This window comes from Paenibacillus sp. FSL H7-0350 (genome assembly GCF_038593195.1).
GTDB lineage: Bacteria > Bacillota > Bacilli > Paenibacillales > Paenibacillaceae > Paenibacillus_AQ.
The window spans coordinates 7,203,501-7,223,320 of the sequence record NZ_CP151972.1; the positions used below are offsets into that span (position 1 = coordinate 7,203,501).

General features: G+C 52.3%; 21 protein-coding genes and 1 other RNA gene. 14 read left to right on the forward strand and 8 right to left on the reverse strand.

Annotated elements, in window-relative coordinates; genetic code table 11:
* Positions 1-197: 197 nt before the first annotated feature.
* Complete coding sequence (locus NYE24_RS32240) at positions 198-386, reverse strand: hypothetical protein (protein ID WP_171718441.1); 189 nt, start codon at positions 384-386, stop codon at positions 198-200.
* Positions 387-562: 176 nt separating this feature from the next.
* Positions 563-1,390, reverse strand: a complete 828-nt coding sequence (locus NYE24_RS32245; protein WP_342477589.1) for a YitT family protein — start codon at positions 1,388-1,390, stop codon at positions 563-565.
* Positions 1,391-1,717: 327 nt separating this feature from the next.
* On the opposite strand from NYE24_RS32245, the gene NYE24_RS32250 reads away from it, so the two are divergent.
* Positions 1,718-3,391 (forward strand): DEAD/DEAH box helicase, encoded by a 1,674-nt coding sequence (locus NYE24_RS32250; protein WP_036702212.1) that lies wholly within the window; start codon positions 1,718-1,720, stop codon positions 3,389-3,391.
* A gap of 73 nt (positions 3,392-3,464) precedes the next feature.
* Here NYE24_RS32250 and NYE24_RS32255 read toward each other — a convergent pair whose 3' ends face one another.
* Positions 3,465-3,560, reverse strand: a complete 96-nt coding sequence (locus NYE24_RS32255) for a hypothetical protein (protein ID WP_036702210.1) — start codon at positions 3,558-3,560, stop codon at positions 3,465-3,467.
* 179 nt (positions 3,561-3,739) lie between these two features.
* On the opposite strand from NYE24_RS32255, the gene NYE24_RS32260 reads away from it, so the two are divergent.
* From NYE24_RS32260 to NYE24_RS32270, 3 genes are all read left to right on the forward strand, one after another.
* Positions 3,740-4,594 (forward strand): DUF624 domain-containing protein, encoded by an 855-nt coding sequence (locus tag NYE24_RS32260; RefSeq protein WP_076157641.1) that lies wholly within the window; start codon positions 3,740-3,742, stop codon positions 4,592-4,594.
* Positions 4,595-4,698: 104 nt separating this feature from the next.
* Positions 4,699-4,890: non-coding RNA, 6S RNA (gene ssrS, locus NYE24_RS32265), on the forward strand.
* 148 nt (positions 4,891-5,038) lie between these two features.
* Positions 5,039-5,428, forward strand: a complete 390-nt coding sequence (locus NYE24_RS32270) for a DUF1499 domain-containing protein (protein WP_036702206.1) — start codon at positions 5,039-5,041, stop codon at positions 5,426-5,428.
* A 193-nt stretch (positions 5,429-5,621) separates the two neighbouring features.
* On the opposite strand, the gene tpx is transcribed toward NYE24_RS32270, so the two are convergent.
* Positions 5,622-6,140, reverse strand: a complete 519-nt coding sequence (gene tpx / locus NYE24_RS32275; protein WP_341024192.1) for a thiol peroxidase — start codon at positions 6,138-6,140, stop codon at positions 5,622-5,624.
* A 113-nt stretch (positions 6,141-6,253) separates the two neighbouring features.
* Here tpx and NYE24_RS32280 point away from each other — a divergent pair, with 113 nt between their 5' ends.
* The gene (locus NYE24_RS32280) at positions 6,254-6,877 is read left to right on the forward strand and encodes a rhomboid family intramembrane serine protease (RefSeq protein ID WP_341024195.1); all 624 of its coding nucleotides are present in this window, start codon (positions 6,254-6,256) and stop codon (positions 6,875-6,877) included.
* Positions 6,878-6,894: 17 nt separating this feature from the next.
* The gene (locus tag NYE24_RS32285) at positions 6,895-7,812 is read left to right on the forward strand and encodes a LysR family transcriptional regulator (RefSeq protein ID WP_341024196.1); all 918 of its coding nucleotides are present in this window, start codon (positions 6,895-6,897) and stop codon (positions 7,810-7,812) included.
* A gap of 35 nt (positions 7,813-7,847) precedes the next feature.
* Here NYE24_RS32285 and NYE24_RS32290 read toward each other — a convergent pair whose 3' ends face one another.
* A complete protein-coding gene (locus NYE24_RS32290; protein ID WP_342479335.1) occupies positions 7,848-8,522 on the reverse strand; it encodes a zinc metallopeptidase in 675 nt (224 codons plus the stop codon).
* A 37-nt stretch (positions 8,523-8,559) separates the two neighbouring features.
* Positions 8,560-8,991: a MerR family transcriptional regulator gene (locus NYE24_RS32295; protein WP_036702199.1), complete on the reverse strand. Its 432-nt coding sequence runs from the start codon at positions 8,989-8,991 to the stop codon at positions 8,560-8,562.
* Positions 8,992-9,551: 560 nt separating this feature from the next.
* Here NYE24_RS32295 and NYE24_RS32300 point away from each other — a divergent pair.
* From NYE24_RS32300 to NYE24_RS32315, 4 genes are all read left to right on the forward strand, one after another.
* Positions 9,552-10,946: an ammonium transporter gene (locus NYE24_RS32300; protein WP_036702197.1), complete on the forward strand. Its 1,395-nt coding sequence runs from the start codon at positions 9,552-9,554 to the stop codon at positions 10,944-10,946.
* A 39-nt stretch (positions 10,947-10,985) separates the two neighbouring features.
* Positions 10,986-12,059 carry a DUF294 nucleotidyltransferase-like domain-containing protein gene (locus tag NYE24_RS32305; RefSeq protein ID WP_342479336.1) on the forward strand — a complete coding sequence of 358 codons (1,074 nt, stop codon included), beginning with the start codon at positions 10,986-10,988 and terminating at the stop codon, positions 12,057-12,059.
* Positions 12,056-12,805: an exonuclease domain-containing protein gene (locus NYE24_RS32310; RefSeq protein WP_076157633.1), complete on the forward strand. Its 750-nt coding sequence runs from the start codon at positions 12,056-12,058 to the stop codon at positions 12,803-12,805. Before NYE24_RS32305 ends, NYE24_RS32310 begins: the two co-directional genes overlap by 4 nt.
* Before the next feature lie 374 nt (positions 12,806-13,179).
* A complete protein-coding gene (locus tag NYE24_RS32315) occupies positions 13,180-13,740 on the forward strand; it encodes a TlpA disulfide reductase family protein (protein WP_076157630.1) in 561 nt (186 codons plus the stop codon).
* A gap of 95 nt (positions 13,741-13,835) precedes the next feature.
* Here NYE24_RS32315 and cimA read toward each other — a convergent pair whose 3' ends face one another.
* Positions 13,836-15,455, reverse strand: coding sequence for a citramalate synthase (cimA, locus tag NYE24_RS32320; protein WP_342477590.1), 1,620 nt, complete (start codon positions 15,453-15,455; stop codon positions 13,836-13,838).
* A 194-nt stretch (positions 15,456-15,649) separates the two neighbouring features.
* On the opposite strand from cimA, the gene NYE24_RS32325 reads away from it, so the two are divergent.
* From NYE24_RS32325 to NYE24_RS32335, 3 genes are all read left to right on the forward strand, one after another.
* Entirely contained in the window at positions 15,650-16,942 is a 1,293-nt protein-coding gene (locus NYE24_RS32325) for a DNA polymerase IV (protein ID WP_342477591.1), read from the forward strand.
* A gap of 159 nt (positions 16,943-17,101) precedes the next feature.
* Entirely contained in the window at positions 17,102-17,344 is a 243-nt protein-coding gene (locus tag NYE24_RS32330) for a ferredoxin (protein ID WP_036702186.1), read from the forward strand.
* Positions 17,345-17,541: 197 nt separating this feature from the next.
* Positions 17,542-18,999, forward strand: coding sequence for a L,D-transpeptidase family protein (locus NYE24_RS32335; protein ID WP_327196404.1), 1,458 nt, complete (start codon positions 17,542-17,544; stop codon positions 18,997-18,999).
* On the opposite strand, the gene NYE24_RS32340 is transcribed toward NYE24_RS32335, so the two are convergent.
* Positions 18,996-19,133: a hypothetical protein gene (locus NYE24_RS32340; RefSeq protein WP_179090444.1), complete on the reverse strand. Its 138-nt coding sequence runs from the start codon at positions 19,131-19,133 to the stop codon at positions 18,996-18,998. The genes NYE24_RS32335 and NYE24_RS32340 overlap by 4 nt on opposite strands.
* Before the next feature lie 127 nt (positions 19,134-19,260).
* Between NYE24_RS32340 and NYE24_RS32345 the strand changes: the two genes are divergently transcribed.
* Positions 19,261-19,782: a hypothetical protein gene (locus NYE24_RS32345; protein ID WP_342477592.1), complete on the forward strand. Its 522-nt coding sequence runs from the start codon at positions 19,261-19,263 to the stop codon at positions 19,780-19,782.
* Positions 19,783-19,820: the final 38 nt, after the last annotated feature.

The following is a 19,820-nucleotide window of genomic DNA, read 5'->3' on the forward strand; positions in this document are numbered from 1 at the left end:
TAACGGATGCACCCAAAAAGAACAGACTTGTAACAATACCCGTAATTTTTTGATGTCATCTTTCCGCTCTTGTTGTTTATAAACGGGATGTACAGATTTTGAACCGCTGAATATAAAAGTAAATGCCGCCCCGGACTGGCACGAAGGCCAATGACCAGGGCGGCAACTATTACAACTTGCTCTTTAGGGCAGCTTGCTTAATGAAGATACGCAGAATTCTGATGCTCGCAAATGCTGTAATGGATGATATCCATGGCATCTGCCGGTTCCAGAATACTCAGACCGTCACGCAGTACGATTACAGAATTGAGTTCGTCCTGCTTCAGGAACGGTATCATATCCGGATACCACCTCATGACGATTGCTGACAGTTTTACCGTTTCCATTTCCACAACAATCACCCTTTCCTTTTTCGAATCGAACTGAATCAGAATTCAGGGTCCACCCGGAAAAACGAAGTGCCTGGAAAAAAGAGGGTAAATCACAATCTTCATGAAATTGTTAAGGTCCTGCGTAGCTATAATATAACATAAATTTGAAAGGATAAGCATTTTCTTATAAATTACCGTTTGCGGAAAGAGCCCATCACACCGACAGTCTCAACAATATTAACAAAAGCCTGCGGGTCGCTTGTTTTGATAATACGCTTCAGCTCTGCAAGCTCATACCGTGTGGTCACTGTCATTAGCATGTCCCGTTCTACATGAGAATAAGCACCTTCTGTCTTGAATTTTGTAACTCCGCGCTGAAGGCCCAGCAATTGCTGCAGCAGCTCGTCAGTCCGGTTGGTGATGATGTATACGGTGACTTTGATGTGACTGATATGAATTAGGTCGACTACCTTGCCAGTGACGTAAATGGAGACCATGGATGCAAGCGCCAGATTCCAGTTGTCGTCAAAATAAGCCGCAGCAAGAATGACGAGACCATTGAGGCCAACCAGCACACTGCCTACCGGGAAATCCCGGTACCGTGTTATAATGGAGCCCAGAATATCGAAGCCGCCCGAGGAGCCTCCTACGCGGAAGGATACACCAGCCCCTACACCTACAAGCACCCCTCCGAATACAGAGGCGAGCAGCATATCCGAGGATACCTGAACGACAGGCACGACTGTCATTAACCAGGTTGTTGCCCCTACAGAGACAATGCTCAGAATGATAAATCTCCGGCCCAGCTGGAACCATCCGGCAGCAAGCAGCGGGATATTGAAGAGTAAATACAGTAAGCTGATGTTAAAAGGAGTGAAATAACCGGCCAGCATCGCTAGGCCGGATACGCCTCCGCTGAGCAGTCTGTGGGGGATCAGGAACAGATTAAAGCCGCTCGAGATCATCGCTGACCCGAAGAGAACGGCAAGAAAGCTCCCGAATAATCTTAGTTTAACCAAGCAAATTCACCTCTGAATGTAGTGTGAGTGTCATGTAAGTAATGAAAGTAAGGAATACACTGGTATTCCTGATTGGGTTTGTGATATAATGTATAGGATATTCTTGAGTAGGACGTTACAATGGTATTTTTGCATTGCTTTAGAATGCGAAGCTGCAATTGTCAGGTGTAAGTAGTGGCCTGATCATAGGACATTTTTTTGTCCCAATACGCGCTAAACCATGCAGGAAATACGGCATGATTGGACAGCCTATAAATGTGTTTACCGCTACTTAAGAATACAGACAAGCATGTGGAATGTCCACTGTATAGAAGGAGCATGAATAATTTGAAAACATTCGCAGAATTCGGCTTGGAGCCAAAAGTACTTCAAGCAATCACAGAGCTAGGATTTGAGGAAGCAACACCCATCCAGGAGCAGGCTATTCCGCTTGCAATGGCCGGATCGGATCTAATTGGCCAGGCACAGACGGGTACAGGTAAGACCGCAGCCTTCGGGATTCCCCTCATCTCCAAGATCGCAAGAGAAGAAGAGAAGATTCTGGCACTGATAATGACGCCAACACGTGAACTTGCCATCCAGGTTGCTGAAGAAATCGGTAAGTTGACCCGCTTCAAAGGACTTCGTTCACTGGCTATCTACGGCGGGCAGGATATCGGCCGCCAGATCCGCGGACTGAAGAGAAAACCACAGATTATCATTGGTACACCGGGACGCCTCCTGGACCATATCAACCGCAAGACCATCCGCCTGGATGATGTTCAGACGATCGTACTGGATGAAGCCGATGAAATGCTCGATATGGGCTTCATGGAGGATATCCAGACCATCCTCAAGCTCGTTCCTGAAGAACGTCAGACCATGCTCTTCTCGGCTACTATGCCTCCTAACATTCAACGCCTTGCCCAGCAGTTCCTGAAGAACCCGCAGCATGTATCCGTAATTCCTAAGCAGATTAGCGCACCGCTTATCGACCAGGCTTATGTTGAAGTGCCTGAACGCCAGAAATTCGAAGCGCTTAGCCGCTTGATTGACATGGAATCGCCAGATCTGGCAATTGTATTCGGCCGCACCAAGCGCCGGGTAGACGAGCTTGCTGAAGGCTTGCAGAAACGCGGCTATTCCGCTGACGGCCTGCATGGCGACTTGTCGCAGAACCAGCGCGATGCTGTAATGCGCAAATTCCGTGACGGCAGCATTGATGTATTGGTTGCTACAGACGTAGCTGCACGCGGCCTGGACGTATCCGGCGTAACGCATGTAATCAACTTCGACCTTCCGCAGGACCCTGAGAGCTATGTACACCGTATCGGCCGTACAGGCCGCGCCGGTAAAGAAGGAACTGCCTGGTCCTTCGTAACTCCGCGCGAAATGGATCACCTGCACCTGATCGAACGCGTGACCCGTCACCGCATTACCCGCAAACCGCTTCCTACAATGGCTGAGGCTATTGAAGGCAAACAACGCATTACAGCAGAACGTTTGCTTGCAATGGTTGAGGATGGCGGCGAACTGAACGAATACAAAGGAATTGCCATTCAATTGCTGGAGCAATACGATTCTGTACAGCTGCTGTCCGCAGCAATGAAGCTTCTTACCGGCGATAACAAGGATGCGCAAATTGAGTTGACTCCGGAAGATCCGATTCGTGCCAAACGTCGCGGCGGCAAAAACGATATCCGCAGCGGACGCAAGCCTAACGGCGGCGGCTATGGCGGTAACCGTACAGGTTCCGGTTCTAGCTCCGGTGGCGGCTATCGCGGCAACCGGGACAATGCAAGCGGCGGCGGCTATCGCGGAAATCGTGACAACGCCAGCAGCGGCGGAAGCACCCGTGGCGGCTACAGCAGCGGCTATGGCGGCAACAGCGGAAGCGGCAGCAGCTACGGCGGCGGCTACAAAGGCAACCGTGATGGAGCGAGCCGTAACACAGACGCAAGACCATCCTCGCGTCCGAGCAGCACAAGCACCCGCCCGGCCAAGCAGGATTTTGACGCTTAAGTCGTAACAGCACACCTTGAAGAAGACGAGCAACCGTTACCGGTTCCCGTCTTCTTTTTTACTGTGGACTCGCTTAGATGAAGGTACGGCTAATGATGACCAGCAGGATGAAGAGTACGAGAATCGTTCCAGTGGAAGTCCAGGGATTGCAGCAGCCAGGTGCGGACATGAGGTCAACCTCCTTTGAGCATGGGGGATTTGTTGTGGTTACAATGTAATATATGGACGTATTACAGAGCTTGCTTAGACACATACCTAGAACTTGTAAACTTGGGCGCTGGAAAAGTCCTGTACAAACAGGTATAGTTAAGATACGCAGTACGCACAAGATAGACAGGAGGAAGGGAATTGGAGTTTAAAGGAGCAATGGGCGGTATATACCGCATCACGGAATGGATCTCACGCATCGCCTTCAGCAATATTTTATGGGCATTGTGTTCGATACCGTTCCTGTTCGCAGGAATTATGAAGATCCTCATGCTGGGTTCAGAAGCAGGCGGGCCGAATGAGCAGATTATGCTGAACTGGGTACTTGGTGTATTCGCGCCATTCACTGTATTTCCGGCGACGTCGGCGTTATTTACAGTGGTGCGCAAATGGGTAATGGGCAATACTGATGTAAGTACATTCCGCACTTTTTTTCAGGGGTACAAAGAGAATTATCTGAAAAGCATGCTGGGAGGGCTTATCTACACCCTGCTGTTTGTCGTGATGTACGTTGATGTGACCGTATACATGACGCAAATGCCGAATTTCAAGATCGTCGGTATCCTGATGCTGGTGCTGATGATTATTTTGTTCGTATCGATGTTTAACTTCTTCTCCATCGTGGTTCACTACCAGATGACGTTCAAGGAAGTGGTAACCAATTCGATTCTGCTCACGATCGCCCGGCCGATCCGTGTGTTCTCGACGTTGATTGGTTCTGGCGTTCTTCTCTATATAGGTCTGCGGTATCCGGTTCTCTACGTGATTTGTATTCCTACACTGATTGCTATGCTCGCCTTCTTTAATTTCTTCGCTACATACAATAAGCTGCAACTGCAAGTGGAGAAGAAGAAGCTGGCTGAAGAGCAGGCCGCGCTGGAAGCGGCAGAGAATGAAGGTCTTGCGTCCGACGACGAGGATGATGACGATGAAGACGAAGACGAGGATGAAGACGACAGAGACAAGAATACCGGTAAGGATTTCAAGCGGACTTAACATTCCATTGATCATCCGGGCAGTAATGTCAACGGTAAATGATCCCGGTGTTAAATAAAGCGCATACAGGTTTACTTTTTCGTCAAAAGGCAATATAATGATTATAAATCCTGCGATGTACGTTATGGTTGCTCGTTGTTTTGAACCAATGATAATGTCTTGGGAGATCTACATGAAGCGCGGCTGAACAGCCCTGTCTATATGACCTGGGGAATTCAAAAACGACTTCTGCGGTCACCCACCTGCTCTAGCAGGTTCAGAAGACACTGCAGCCGGACGGCATAGGCGGGTTTTCTAATGCAATTGACAAGGCACCCTGTTACCTGCTTTCTGCGGGTAGAGGGTGCTTTTTTCAAGGTTAAAGTGAGCAATGCCCTTTTGTTCCGCGGACAAGAGTGTTACACTTAGAGTAATGAACTTGGGATTTGAAGAGGGGGAAGAATTTTGTCGTTGAAAAGAACCTTGGTCGGTTTATTTCGCAGTCATGACGGAACAAGCGACCGTGCCAAAGATCCGACACTTAAAACGCGTTATTACAATCTTTCAAGAGACAAGGCGTGGGATGAAGTATCCGCAACGCTGAAGAAAATTCCTGGATATAAGGTCTTGCATGAAGTACAATCTGTAGGGGAGATTACCCTAGAGAAAAGAACGGCGTTAGGCCGCTCGCTGGATATTACCGTATCTGTGCTAAGCACCACGCCCGTACGCTGTGCCGTAGATATATATTCAGCATCCAGAGGGTCGCTTGGAGATCTGGGTGCCAATTACCGTGTCATTCAACGTTTGTATCAGTCTCTGGATAAGAAGCTAGGCAAATATAAGGTAGATTAAGGACAATTATCCAGGCATGTATTGCCGGGATTGTATGCGGTTTCCGGGAGCGGGACAGCCCTTGGGGCACGGATATCCTTATTGATCATCATACGCAAAAAGCGGAGAAGGATGACCTTCTGCCGCTTTTTTTCACAAATGTACATCTTTAGCTTGGAATGCTGTATAACATAACAGTGCTGTCCGTTCCAGCTTACAGTAGAGCCTTAACTGCGGAAATTGCCGCTTCGTAGTCCGGGTGCTCAGACATTTCACCGAGATACTCGACATAAGCCAAAGTGCCTTGCTTGTCTACAACGAAGATGGAGCGCATATCGAGTCGGAATTCCTTGATCAGGACGCCATAGGCTTGTCCGAAGGAAGTCTCTTTGTGGTCGGACAGGGTGATTACACTGTCGATGCCTGCGGCGCCGCACCAGCGGGCCTGGGCAAAAGGAAGGTCAGTGCTGATGGTGAGGATGACTACATCATCGCCAAGACCGGCAGCCTCGCTGTTGAAGCGGCGGGTCTGCGCATCGCACACACCGGTATCCAGGGAAGGTACAACGCTGATCAGCTTGATTTTGCCAGCGTAATCTGTGAGAGTAACATCTTCCAGAAGATTCTTGCTAACCGTGAATTGCGGCGCGGGATCTCCGGCTTTCAGCTGCGGGCCTACCAGAGTGATGGGGTTGCCCTTAAATGTGGCTACGCCTGTTCTTTCTTGCGTCATGTCCTTGTTTCCTCCTTGAATTGCATTATTGGCATGTACCTGCCAGAATAAATTATAATCTTTTTAGAAGCTGGATGTCGAGCTTGGACAACATACATAAAAGGATGGGTGTTATGATTTTTATAAGGTATGAGAAGTGGAGAAGTTATCTCCGGTATTACCCTGTAACCTGTGCGCTGATTCTGGCCAACGTGGTTATGTTCATCGTGCTGTCCCTGAATGGCGGCTCTACCAACCTGTACACGCTTGTGAAGTATGGGGCTACGGTCAATGTGGGCGCTGAAACGGATGAGCTGTGGCGCTGCGTGACGGCGATGTTCCTGCACAACGGCTTCGCCCATTTGTTCTTCAACAGCTTCTCGCTGCTTGTGTTCGCCCCGCCGCTGGAGCGGCTGATGGGATGGTGGCGTTATGCGCTGCTGTATCTGGGCGGCGGCTTTATTGCTAATCTGCTGTGGGTTCTTATAAGCAGCCGCGGGAATGTGGAGATCGGAATTGTCTCTGTAGGGGCCTCGGGGGCGATCTACGCCGTCTATGGCGCATTCCTCTATATTGCGGTGCTTCAGAGAGCAATGATGGATGAGGGCTCGCGCAAGACGCTCTACGGACTTCTGGTGATGGGGATTATCATGTCCTTTGCTGCTCCAAGTATCAACTATATTGCTCATATCGGCGGCCTGATCGCCGGATTCTTCATCTATGGGCTAATCATCCGTGTATTCAAACGAAACCGGTAATAAGGAAGGGTGTAATCGTGGAGCTTAGACAGCTGCAGTATTTTCTGAAGGTTGCCCAGAAGGAACATGTCACCAGAGCGGCGGAGGAGCTGCATGTCGCACAATCTGCAGTGAGCCGCCAGATTCATCAGCTGGAGCAGGAGCTGGGGGTGGATCTGTTCATGCAGAAGGGGAGAAACCTGCAGCTTACGCCTGTCGGGCAGCTCTTTTGCAAAAGAGTGGAGTCGGTGCTGAATGAACTCGACCGGTCTGTGGCGGAGGTGCATGAATTCCTTGACCCGGAACGCGGCGAGATCCGCATCGGCTTCCCGCATAGCCTCGGGACCCATCTGATTCCTTCGATTGTGGCGGCATTCCGCCGACATTATCCTCATGTGAAATTCCGCTTCAAGCAGGGGGCCTATCCTTCCTTAATCAAGGATGTTATCTCTGGAGAGGTGGATCTGGCATTCATCTCGCCGTTCCCCGAGAATGTGGGGCATGTGGCCGGAGATGTCGTCATGACCGAGGAATTGTTCGCCATTCTGCCGCAGAATCATCCGCTTGCCAGCGAAAAAGTGATCCGGCTGGAGCAGCTGCGGGAAGAGAAGTTCGTATTATTCAGCCAAGGCTACTCGCTGCGGCCGATTGTGTGGCAGGCCTGCCTTGCGGCAGGGTTTAAGCCGCAGATTGCTTTTGAGGGCGGGGAGACCGATACGATCCGCGGTCTTGTAGCCGCCGGGATGGGGGTAAGTCTGCTGCCGGAGATGGCGCTCTACCAGACCAACCCGATGCAGCCTGCGCAGGTCCGGGTGGTGGAGCCTACGATTACCAGAACCGTGGGGCTGATTCACCGGGCAGAAGGTAAGCTCCCGCTGGTCGCCCAGTCCTTCCGTAACTTCCTGCTTACCTATTTCAAAGACAGACACACAGACAATACCCCGGTCGGCTCATAGCCTACCGGGGTATTGTCTGTCTAGTCATATAGATCTTAATCGCGGTTGCCGAGGAACATCAGGATCAAGCGGATCAGTTCGATCAGGGATACCAGCGCTGCTGCAACATAGGTGAGCGCTGCGGCATTCAGGACCTTGGCTACGCCGCGCTCTTCATCGTTGCGGATGAAGCCCTGCTGTAACATAATCGTGCGCGCACGGCTGCTGGCGTTGAATTCGACAGGCAGTGTGACCAGCTGGAAAGCTACTGCGGCGGAGAAGAAGATAATACCTAGACCAATAAGATTGAATGAGCTGAAGATGAAGCCCGCCAGCAGCATGAAGGGGGCGACCCCGGAGGCAAAGTTCACGACCGGGAACATCCGGTGGCGAAGCGCCAGCATTGGATAATGCTCCTTGTGCTGAATCGCATGGCCAATCTCGTGACAAGCGACAGAGACCGCTGCGATGGAGCTTTCATAATATACAGGCTCCGACAGCCGCACAACGCGGTTAATCGGGTCGTAGTGGTCTGTAAGGGTTCCCTGAACCGGTTCAATGGGAACATCGTAGAGTCCATTGGCATCCAGCATACGCCGGGCAGCTTCGTAACCCGTTAAGCCGTTCATGTTAGGCACCTTGGCCCATTTCTTGAAATTGCCCTTGACCCTGAACTGGGCCCATAGCGAGAAGATAAAAGCGACAGCTAACAATAGATACATTAGTGGCATCATAGGTGCTCATTCCTCCATTATAAATTACAAGCTGTTACATTGGCGGCCCCTGCGTCAGCAGAAGCCGGATCGCTTCCATACAGGCGACGCCCTGAGGAATCAGTGCGGCCAGTGCACGGTTGGCTTGACCGGGCTTCAAACCGCTTATCACGGGCTCCAGGGCCTTCACTTCCCGTTCAAGTTGCTGCATCTGAAGCTCAAGCTGGACCAGCTTGCCGGAGACCTCAGCCTCAGGTGTGGCTGCATTCCACTTGCCCATCAGGGATTTGATTTCTTCCAATGTATATTTCTCTTGCTTAAGCTGATTAATACGTTGCAGAATGACTAAGGTTTCATGACTGTAGAGCCGGTAATTCTTCATGCTCCTGGATTCAGGTGTAATCAGTCCAAGCTTCGTATAATAATCAATGGTACGTTCACTGATACCGGCCGCCTTGGCCAGCTCTCCGATCCGGTAAAGGGTCATATCTCCAAGTTATCTCACCTCACTATCTACTGCGTAAAATAATCATATCAAATTGGAAACCGTACAGTCAAACGTGACGCTTACTTTAAAGTATATGCTGACTTTTCATAAAGATGCTCGGGAGGCAATAGAACCCGGAGTGATCCTTAGGGGGATGAAGTTGTGCTTAACATGACATGGTGTGTTATATATTGAGTGGATAGGTCAACGGTAAATCATCAGGATTACAGTAGGCAGAGAGTGGTGCGGGGAGCAATCAAGGGATAATAAAAGGCATGTTTACTAATAGACATTAATAAAAATACAATATGATGCCAAGGGAAATACTATGTTATCTGTATGCGTTTGCATAGTTGGTGCGTAAGGAAGTGCGCTAATCCTGTTAGGTTGCCGGTAATCGTGCTCGGGAGGAGGCCTTGAATGAAGAATGGCACAGCTTCCAAAATTAAATTAAAACATTCAAAAAAATAGTCTTGTCAATTTACCTGACTTCTGATTATAATGACACTAAGAGTTTCACGCTTTGTTAGAAAATATAACATTGGGGAGTGGGGTACAATATGAAAAAAAAGATGTTGATGATGTTCCTGGGTATGATTACACTGATGATCTATCCGGTCAGCGCCTTCGCAGCTGAGGGTCCGGCAGCACCGGATCTGCAGATTGGACTTGACACTGCATTTACGTTCCTGGCATTTATCCTTGTATTCTTCATGCAATCAGGATTCGCACTACTTGAGGCTGGTTCGGTCCGGATGAAGAATGCCGGTCACGTGGCCGGTAAGACGGTACTGACATTGGCGATTGCAAGCTTGTGCTTCTGGGCACTGGGCTTTGGCCTTGGCTTTGGTAACGGTAACAGCTTCTTCGGAACTACAGGCTTCTTCTACGGCGGCGATTCAACAGCCTCTGCATTCGAATCTTTGGCCTTCTCCGATGTTACCCTAAATACGAAATTCCTGTTCCAAATGGCATTTGCGGCAGTCTCCCTGGCCATTGTATCCGGCGGTATGGCTGAACGTGCTAAGCTTAGCGTATATATTATCTTCGGAATTCTCTTCTCAGTTGTGATTTATCCGGTTGTAGCTCACTGGGTATGGGGCGGCGGCTGGCTGGCAGAGCTGAGCATGCAGGATTATGCAGGTTCTACAGTAGTCCATCTTACAGGTGCAACGGCGGCTGTAGTGGCGACCATTCTCCTTAAGCCCCGTCTTGGCAAATTCAACAAAGAAGGCAAGCCGGTCATTATTCCGGGACATAACCAGGTATTCACTGTACTTGGTGTAATCATTCTCTGGTTCGGCTGGTTCGGCTTCAACCCGGGCAGTGCGTTGTCTCCTATGGGCGGATTCTTCGGACACGTAGCACTGACTACTAACATTGCAGCGGCGGCAGGCGGTCTGGCAGCACTGGCAGCTTCCTGGCTGTACTTCGGCAAATCAGATATTCCGGCCATGCTTAACGGCGTACTGGCAGCCCTGGTTGCCATCACCGGTGCCTGTGCCTTCGTAGAGCCTTGGGCAGCCATCGTTATCGGTCTCATTGCCGGAGCCTTCACCTTCATGACTTCGCAGTGGCTGGAGCGTGCAGGACTGGATGATCCGATCTATGCTTTCTCTGTACATGGTATCGCAGGTATGTGGGGTGCGTTGTCTACAGGCCTCTTCGCAGCACCAGATCTGATTGAAAAAGGCGCACTTGTAGGTAAAGCCGGTCTGTTCTACGGCGGCGGCTTCCATCAGCTAGGCGTGCAGGCGCTGGGTGTAGTCGGAACCTTCGTGTTCGTAGCCGTGATGTCCTTCGTTATCCTGTATGTAATGAAGATGGTTATGGGTATCCGTGTAACGGAAGAAGAAGAATTGATGGGTCTGGATATCAGTGAGCACGGTACGTACGGTTATCCTGAGCAAATGAAGCTGATCAGTGAATCAGAATCCAAAACCCTCAAACACTAATATTTATACTCAGGCAGGGAGGCGGACCGAGTGGCTTCGATGGAGGCAGCAGATTGGAACGAAGAAGAAAGTTACTTGTCCATCGTAACAGCCGGTTCGCCGGAGGAGCTTAAGGCGAGGCGTACCGCATGTCAGCGAATGCTGCTGGAGCAGCTTAACGTGATTCCCGTTCAGGAATGGATGCACCGGGTCAATGCGATGCATGACCAGCTTGCCGGGACAGCGGTACGGATATGTGAGGCGCAGATGAAGGAGGCGGGCTACGGCCTGCCTCCCTGCGCCTATTCCTTTATTGTATTCGGCAGTGCGGGCCGGCAGGAGGCTACGCTGTGGAGCGATCAGGATAACGGCTTGATTGTGGAGGAAGCGCTGGAGGGTGAACGGAAAAGGTATTTCGAAGCTTTTGGCAGTATGCTGTCGGATGTGCTTGAGGCCATTGGCTATGAGAAGTGTGAGGGCAGGGTCATGTGCTCTGAGCCGCTCTGGCGGAAGTCACTGGCTGACTGGAAGCGCCAGCTGGCAGACTGGATGGAGCAGCTCGAATGGGAGCCTGTCCGGTACCTGATTATAGCTTCGGATATGCGCCATGTTGCGGGGAGTGAGGCGCTGTCTGCGCAGTGGCGGGAAGCCCTGCACACAGGATTCACGGATAACAGCAAATTGACGATGGCGGTATTGCGCAATACGGTGCGCCATAAGGCAACACTGAATCTGCTGGGACAGGTGCTGACGGAACGGTTCGGTGATAATGCCGGTGGCTTCGATGTCAAATATGGCCTCTACATTCCGCTGGTCAATATCGTCAGGCACTTGTCGCTGCTGCATGGAATCGAAGCATCTTCGACACTGAAGCGGCTGGATGAGCTGGCTAAGCTGGATCAGTATCAACATCTGGAAGAAATCAGGCGGGCTTGTCTGACAGCGCTCAGGATGCGGGTGAATACGCCGTTTACGGTGAAGGACGGCCTGCTCGTGAGCAGTGATTATTATGCCGAGAATGATTTGAAGAATAAGCAGCTCCGGGCGGAGCTGCGGGAAAGCCTGCTGCTGATCAGACGCCTGCATAAAGCGCTGCAGCGGCAGCTCCGGTCAGCGGAAAGGAGACAGCTATGAAGGAGCCGAGCAAAGGCGGAGGATTCTGGAATAATCTGCGGCAAGGCGGAATGCCCTCAGCCATCGCTTCCATGAGGGGCGGAGAATCGGCGCAGCAGACAGCCCAGCAAATGGCCTTTATCCGTTCCCTGATGCGCGAGAAGCGGCGTCCCGAGGTGCTGCATACTCCGCTGTCTGAACTGGAGACGGTAATATTCGATCTGGAGACTACGGGCTTCTCCCATCAGGGAGGGGACGAGATTATGTCCATCGGGGCGATCCGGGTAGTAGGGGAAGAGATCAAGTCAGAGGAATGTTTCTATACACTGGTGAACTGCGGGGCAACGATTCCTGACAATATTACGAGACTGACCGGAATTTCAGCCGAGATGACCTCCTCTGCTCCGCCGCTGATGGATGGCCTGCATAACTTCATGTCCTTCGTCGGGCAGCGGGTGCTGGTGGCGCACGGAAGTGCCCATGATAAGGCATTCCTGAACGCTGCCTTATGGAAGACCTCCAAGGTCCAGTTAACCCACCGGGTGCTGGATACGATGATGCTGGCCCGCTGGCTGGAGCCGCACCGCAGCAATTACACGCTGGATGAGCTGCTGGCGATCCATGAGATTCCTATTGAGGGCCGCCATCATGCGCTGGAGGATGCCAAGATGACGGCGAAGCTGTGGGTAGCTTACATCCGCCAGATCTTACAAAAGAATCAGGTAGATACGCTAGGCGACTTGTACGCCTATCTAAGCAGGACCTGAGGGCTATTGTATAAGACTATCCGGATTGCAGTGCAAAGCGGGGACTCATTAAGGTATAGCAGGAAGGCGGCGGGTCCGGCGCTACGTTGCGTATCGGCCTTAGGGCCAATACACATGCCACCCGCTGCGGCAGCGCCAGCAGCTGTCCGCAGGTCTCCTGTGGCAGCCGGGCAGCAGAAGCTTCCCCAGCCTTTGCTGTACGGAAGAGTCCGGTCTGAACAGCCGGAGGCTTCCTTGGCCGCTGTCAGCTTTACCCCTCTCTCTTCATGGGATTTCGTCTTTGACGGAATCCTCTTTTTTATGAATTACGTTTGAAACTGGAGCAAGTGGGGGTACAATAGAGAAAAATCCTCCATGAAAAGGATCTGAACTCTATGAAAGCAGTCCATAAACGGAATGTAACGATTCTGGCCTTGATTGTTTTTCTGGCCGTTCTTGCCATAGAACATAAAATGAAATCGGAGCCTAAGGCGGTTGCAGTCCTGCAGCAGACGGCGGAACCGGAGATTGGTGCCTCCGCCGGACTTAAAGCGCCTCCTTTTACAGTGCAGGAAGGGGATAAGCAATATGGGGTCGATGGGGCAAGGGAGAAGCCGGTCATTCTTAACTTTTGGGCCTCCTGGTGCGATCCTTGCCAACAGGAGGCTCCTGAGCTGAATAAGCTGGCTATGAAATACAGCAAGGTGCTGGATGTCTACGGAATTAACGTGGCCAGCCAGGATTACAAGCCTAATGCGGAACGCTTCGTCAAGAAGTACATGCTGACCTTCCCGGTGATGTATGATCTGAAGGGCCAGATCTTCGACAAGTATAACGGGGCGGTGTTCCCGACCAATGTATTGATTGATAAGAATGGGATAATCAGCGAGATTATTCTGGGGGTCCTGAGCGCAGAGGAATTGGAGAAAAAGATTATCGCGCTGACCGGCTCTTAGCACAGGCGATCAGCCCCATAGTGAAAAGCCCTCCTGCGCGGAAAAAGTTCCGCATCGGAGGGCTTTTTGGAGTAAATAGAGCGAAGCCATAGAGGTCAGTGATTGACCAAACCTCTCGGTTCACTGCTGGCAGGAATGCCCTGGTCCAGTGAGATCTGTCCCAGAAGGGCATAGCGCATGGAATCGACCAGAGCCTCCCAGCTCGCTTCGATTACGTTGCTGGATACGCCTACGGTGCTCCAGGTGTCGCTATAGTCCTTGGATTCAATCAGTACGCGTACCTTCGCGGCTGTCTGATCCTGCTCATCCAGCACGCGGACTTTATAGTCGGAGAGGTGCATGTCTTTAAGCTGCGGGAAGTAGGTCTGCAGCGCCTTGCGCAGCGCATTATCCAGTGCGTTGACCGGTCCGTTGCCTTCGGCGGCCGTGTACAGGCTCTCGCCGCCGACCTTCAGCTTGACGAAGGCTTCGGAGACGACAGGGCGGCCGGCGGTTTTCTCAACCAGCATCTTGAACGATTCGAAGGTGAACAGCTCGTTCATCTCACCGGTCGCTTCCCGGAGCAGCAATTCAAGCGAAGCATCCGCGCCTTCGAACTGATACCCCTGATGTTCAAGATCCTTGATCTTGTCAATCACCTTGCGCGCCTGCTCGCTGCTTGGATCAAGGCTGAGTCCCATTTCCTGAGCCTTGGACAGCACATTGCTCTGTCCCGCAAGCTCGGAGACGAGGACACGCTGCTTATTGCCGACCAGCTCAGGGGCGATATGCTCGTACGTTCGTGAATCGCGTAATATGGCGGATACGTGAATGCCGCCCTTGTGGGCGAAGGCAGCTGTGCCGACATAAGGCTGATTCACCGGCATGTTCACATTGGCGACCTCGCTGATGAACCGGGCTGTGTTGGTTAACTGCGGCAGGGAATCGCCAGGGATACAGTGATAGCCCATCTTCAGCTGCAGTGTTGGAATGATGGAACACAGATTGGCATTGCCGCAGCGCTCGCCATAGCCGTTAATGGTCCCCTGGACCTGCCGGACACCGGCGCCGATTGCGCTCAGGGTGTTGGCAACCGCAAGCTCACAATCGTTGTGTGTATGAATACCGAGCGATGCTTCCGGGAGCAACACACCAATGCTTGTCACAATATCATGAATCTCATGCGGCAGAGTGCCGCCGTTCGTATCGCACATCACCAGCCAGTCTGCTCCGGCCTCGCGGGCACGGGTGAGAACAGCGGCAGCGTAATCAGGGTTGTTCTTGAAGCCGTCGAAGAAATGCTCTGCATCGAAAATGACCTCAAGCCCCTTGTGCTTCAAATAAGAGATGGAATCGCCGATCATGGCCAGGTTCTCTTCCAGAGTGGTCTGCAGGGCAGTATGAACATGGAAATCCCACGATTTGCCCACCAGGGTAGCCGCCGGAACGCCAGCGTTAATCATCCGCTGCAGCCCCTCGTCCTGCTCGGTTACCGTGTTCTTTCGCCGGGTGCTGCCGAATGCGGTAATCTTGGCATTCAGATGAAGCTCCTGGACTCTTTTGAAAAATTCGATATCCTTATTGTTGCTGCCCGGATTGCCGCCTTCAATATAATGGACACCCAGATCGTCGAGTTTCCTGGCAATCTTCAGCTTGTCATCCGCCGACAGACTGATCCCCTCGCCTTGTGTTCCGTCGCGCAGGGTAGTATCGAAGATGGAGATAGACTTAGACATGAGTGTCCTCCTAAAAGTGTTATTAGCCTTCGCATAGGAAATTAATTTTTATATTATAGCATTTTTACGCGGGAAAGTAACAAAGAACTTTTCACCCCGCTGTCTCAAGCGGCTCTATAGCAAGTTGACCTCCCGCCGGGGTAGAGGTATGCTGACAATAACAATGGAACCCCGAAGATAAGAAGGTGGATACCATGCAGAGTGTGGATCAATATTATCCGGCAAGCGGCAGGGTTATTCTGCATGTGGACATGAATGCCTTTTACTGCTCTGTGCATGAGGCGGAAGATCCGGAGCAATATAAAGGCAAGGCGACAGCGGTGGCGGGCAGCGTGGAGGCTAGAAGGGGAATTATCGTCACCTGCTCTTACGCTGCGCGGAGGCTAGGCATCTCCACCGGCATGCAGGTGCAGAAGGCGCTGCGGATTTGCCCGTCTTTAATGCTTATTAAGCCGGATTTCCATCTATACCGCAAATACTCCAATGCATTCATGCAGATTGCCTACAGCTATACTCCGCTGCTTGAAGCGGTCTCGATCGACGAATGCTATCTCGATATCACCGGCTCCCGCCAATTCGGAACGCCGCCGGAGATTGCCGAGGCGATACAGCGCCGGATTATGGAGGAGCTTGGTCTGCCCTGCTCCATCGGGATTGCCCCCAACAAGCTGCTGGCGAAGATCGCTTCCGATCTGAAGAAGCCCAGCGGCATCTCCGTGCTGCGGCTGCGCGATGTGCCGTCCGTGCTGTGGGACAAGCCGTGCAATGAGATGTTCGGCATTGGCAGCAAGACGGCCGAGAAGCTGCGTAAGCTTGGCATCTACAGCATCGGACAGCTGGCGGCCGCGGACGAGGCGATGCTGGTCGGCCATTTCGGCGTCATGGGTGCCTGGCTGAAGCGGGCGGGGAACGGGATTGATCACGGGATCGTGAATCCGCAGCGGGAGCAGAGCAAATCCATCGGCCATACAACCACGCTGCCGCATGATGTAGTGGGGCTGGCTGAGGCGCGCCCGATTCTGCTGAACCTAAGCGATCAGGTCGCGCGGAGGCTGAGGAAGCAGGGGCTGGTCGCAGCGGGGGTACAGCTGACGATCCGCACGCCGGATATGAGGACGATTACCCGCTCCCGCCAGCTAGAGGCTCCCACGGAGAGCGCCGAGGACATCTATAAGGTGGCATGCGACCAGTTCGCGCGCAACTGGAAGGGCGATAAGCCGGTGCGGCTGCTGGGGGTAACGCTCCAGGGGCTGATACCCAAAGAGGAGTCGGCCATTCAGCTGGATCTGTTCGACTACGAACGGCAGCCGAAGAAGGAATCGCTCAATAAGGCGATGGATATGCTGCGCAACAAGTTCGGCGAGAATGCGGTGCTGACCGCAGGGATGCTGAGCGACAGCCACTCGGCGCGGCTGCGTAATCATAAGGAGCGGGGCACCTCGCTGCAGAAGGACAATCTGGGCGGCGCAGACAAGGATATAGACTGAGTTAAGGCCCGCCATCAGCCGCCTGGAGCACCGCAGAGAATGAGGCAATAATGTCAACACATTGAAAATTCATTGAAATTGTATCCTATTTATATTAATATGAGAAAAATAACAGGCTGCGACTGCAGGCTGTATAGTTAAGCGGGAGGCAGAGAAAAAATGGCTAAGTACACTTGGGTCGAGAAGGACACATGCATCGCTTGTGGTGCTTGTGGCGCGACGGCCCCTGATATTTTTGATTACGATGATGAAGGTTTGGCAGAAGTGATCTATGAGAACGACGGCAACCACGGTAATGTAGTGATTCCGGACGACTTGTTCGATGACCTGCAGGATTCAGCTGACGGATGCCCTACAGATTCCATTAAGATTGCAGATGCACCTTTCAACAAAGAGGGCTAAGCTTCTGCCGTCTACATAAAGACATCTCCGGTCCGCAATAAATGCGGCTTGAGGTGTCTTTTTTTGCATTCCTTGCCGATATAAAATAGAAGATACATACGCATACATAACCATATAACCAAAAGCGGGAAGGATCGGAGGGGGACTTAAGGATCGGCTGGAGCGTAAGCGGCCGGAGGTGAGAGGGGTTCCCCGCAGTGACGACTGAGCTTAAAGTGGAGGCCAACATGAAGAATGCTCAGCATCTAAAAGCCTATGTACAGATGCATCCGGATAATAAGATGGCATGGTACTTGCTTGGTAAGGAATACTATAAGAACGGCCAGTATGGAAAAGCGAATTACTGTTACAATCAGGCCGGGGAAGTGTATGAGGCTTTTGAACGCAGCAAGGTGCCGGCGGAAATGCTGCAGCAGTACGAGGAAGGGCTACTGGAATCGGCCCGGGAACGGCAGACCGCGAGGCTCAGGAAGCGCCGGGTGCTGCTTGCTCTAATGCTGCTGCTGCTCATGCTTATTCCGGCTGCCGTCGCACCGGGAATTCAGCCGGAGAGAGCGGGTACCGCTGCGCCAGCCGCGAATATTTCAGCCGTGCTGCCGCCGGAGAGCGCCGAAGAGACACAGGTGAGTCCGCGAGAACCGGCAAGTCTGGATTTCACGGCTGTCGCGGCGGATGCTGCTACGGGAGGCGGGGGGCTGGCAGCCATCCTGAAGTCTGCCAAGACGCCTTCCGCCACCGCACTGCTCAGTATGAAGCGCTCGGGCAAATGGCTGCTGTGGAAGAAAGGGCTGCCGCTGGAGGCTACCCTTGCTAAGAGCGGTGAAGGGCGTATAGTCTATCAGTCCTATAATCAGGCAGCGTGCGCTTGCCAGCCGCCGGATCCGGCGGAGCTTAAGCAGCAGGGGCTGAACTGGCAGAAGCAGCAGGAGGAGCTTGCTGTGCTCTGGAGTGCGCTGCGTGCGTACAAGAACAGCAAGGGAGCATACCCCGAAGTGGTACAGGAATTAGTGAAGCCGTTCCCGGCGAACGTGCTGGGCGGCATCACCCCGCTGATGAAGGAAGCCTTCGCACCGCTGCGCAGTGCCGCACGGGGAGAGGCGCCGCTGCTCTCTGCATCTCCACAGCCGTCAGGAGGCCAAGAGGCAGGTACTCCGGGGCAAGAGCAGACAGGCGGACGTCCGGCGGCGGGGCCGGGGGAGAAGCTTTTTTTCAAACAACCGCTTGCTATCATTGTTGATAAGCAAAACTACCGTCTGGCGGTCACCAGCGGAAATGTGATTGTACGGAATTATCCTGTGGGACTCGGCGGAGATAAGACACCTGAAGGAGAGTTCTTCATTAAGGATAAGGTCGTGAACCCGAACGGGCGCGATAACGGGGAATTCGGCAGCCGCGGTATGCAGCTCTCGGACAGTAATTATGCAATTCATGGGACGAATGAGCCGGATAGCATCGGCAAGGATGAGTCGCTGGGGTGTATCCGGATGAGCCGGAAGGATGTGGAGGAGCTGTTCGCGATGGTGCCGATGGGCACGAAGGTTCAGATCAGTCAAGGGGTTCTGCCTGAGGAGCTGGTCGTACCGGAGGAACGTTTCCCTTCGGATTCGCCCCGCAATCAGACCAACCCCCACAAAGTGTACCATTGGCTGAACTAATTCCCGACTAAGATAAATAAAACGGCGATAAGCGCAATCAGCAGTACCAGACTGGCGCTGATCCACAGAATGGCTTTGCGGTTCACTTCTTCTTTTTTCTGCTGGAGTGTAGGAGGCTTACGTTTGGTTGACATTATGTCACGCTTCTTTCTCTCTTAGTCTGTGATAACCCTTACATGTGAGGATTGGCGGCGGTGTATTGAACTTGTGCCCGCTCCTCTATTCTAGTCTGGATGAAAAGACAAGTCTAGCTGCAATCTCTTGCGGCAGGACTGGATTGCCGAAGCCTTAGTCTATACAGAGGAATACCGGCTGGAGTATCATAAGGAAGGTTTCATGCTGGAGCCTGAAGAACACAGAAGCAGGAGTGATGCTGCCATGGCAAGCAGATCCAAAAGCGGAATTCCGGTGCTGCTATACCGCTATGCAGGTCCCCGGAGGAATATAGGGTTCACCTTTTCCCGGTATAATTTGAACATGGAAGAGGGCGGGAGTGCACCTGAAGAGATGCTGTTTATCTATGAAGAGGACTTCGAGTATCTTAAGCCTGCGGTGGCCAGGGTGTTCCCTGTAGCCAATCCCTTCACTGGAGAAGAGCAGACATCGCTGGACCCGTGCTGGGAGAATCCTATTCCAAAGAGCTTGTGGGAGTCCATCTTGTCTGAGCTTGAGCAGCAGCGGGTTAGAGACTCTGAACTACAGGATTTCCTGAACCAGTTCATAAGCTGGGCAAGGAATCACCTGCGGACTGCGGACGGAATTGAAATTACGGGGAATCTGTGAATTGGCGGCGGCGTCAAGGAAGTGCGGCAAGGCGGGGA

Bases quoted from the DNA above. Each gene is read 5' to 3' on its own strand.
- NYE24_RS32240 (WP_171718441.1), bottom strand. From the start codon at position 386: ATGGAAACGGTAAAACTGTCAGCAATCGTCATGAGGTGGTATCCGGAT.
- NYE24_RS32255 (WP_036702210.1), bottom strand. From the start codon at position 3,560: ATGTCCGCACCTGGCTGCTGCAATCCCTGGACTTCCACTGGAACGATT.
- tpx (WP_341024192.1), bottom strand. From the start codon at position 6,140: ATGACGCAAGAAAGAACAGGCGTAGCCACATTTAAGGGCAACCCCATC.
- NYE24_RS32280 (WP_341024195.1), top strand. From the start codon at position 6,254: ATGATTTTTATAAGGTATGAGAAGTGGAGAAGTTATCTCCGGTATTAC.
- NYE24_RS32290 (WP_342479335.1), bottom strand. From the start codon at position 8,522: ATGCCACTAATGTATCTATTGTTAGCTGTCGCTTTTATCTTCTCGCTA.
- NYE24_RS32295 (WP_036702199.1), bottom strand. From the start codon at position 8,991: ATGACCCTTTACCGGATCGGAGAGCTGGCCAAGGCGGCCGGTATCAGT.
- NYE24_RS32300 (WP_036702197.1), top strand. From the start codon at position 9,552: ATGAAAAAAAAGATGTTGATGATGTTCCTGGGTATGATTACACTGATG.
- NYE24_RS32305 (WP_342479336.1), top strand. From the start codon at position 10,986: ATGGAGGCAGCAGATTGGAACGAAGAAGAAAGTTACTTGTCCATCGTA.
- NYE24_RS32310 (WP_076157633.1), top strand. From the start codon at position 12,056: ATGAAGGAGCCGAGCAAAGGCGGAGGATTCTGGAATAATCTGCGGCAA.
- NYE24_RS32315 (WP_076157630.1), top strand. From the start codon at position 13,180: ATGAAAGCAGTCCATAAACGGAATGTAACGATTCTGGCCTTGATTGTT.
- cimA (WP_342477590.1), bottom strand. From the start codon at position 15,455: ATGTCTAAGTCTATCTCCATCTTCGATACTACCCTGCGCGACGGAACA.
- NYE24_RS32325 (WP_342477591.1), top strand. From the start codon at position 15,650: ATGCAGAGTGTGGATCAATATTATCCGGCAAGCGGCAGGGTTATTCTG.
- NYE24_RS32330 (WP_036702186.1), top strand. From the start codon at position 17,102: ATGGCTAAGTACACTTGGGTCGAGAAGGACACATGCATCGCTTGTGGT.
- NYE24_RS32340 (WP_179090444.1), bottom strand. From the start codon at position 19,133: ATGTCAACCAAACGTAAGCCTCCTACACTCCAGCAGAAAAAAGAAGAA.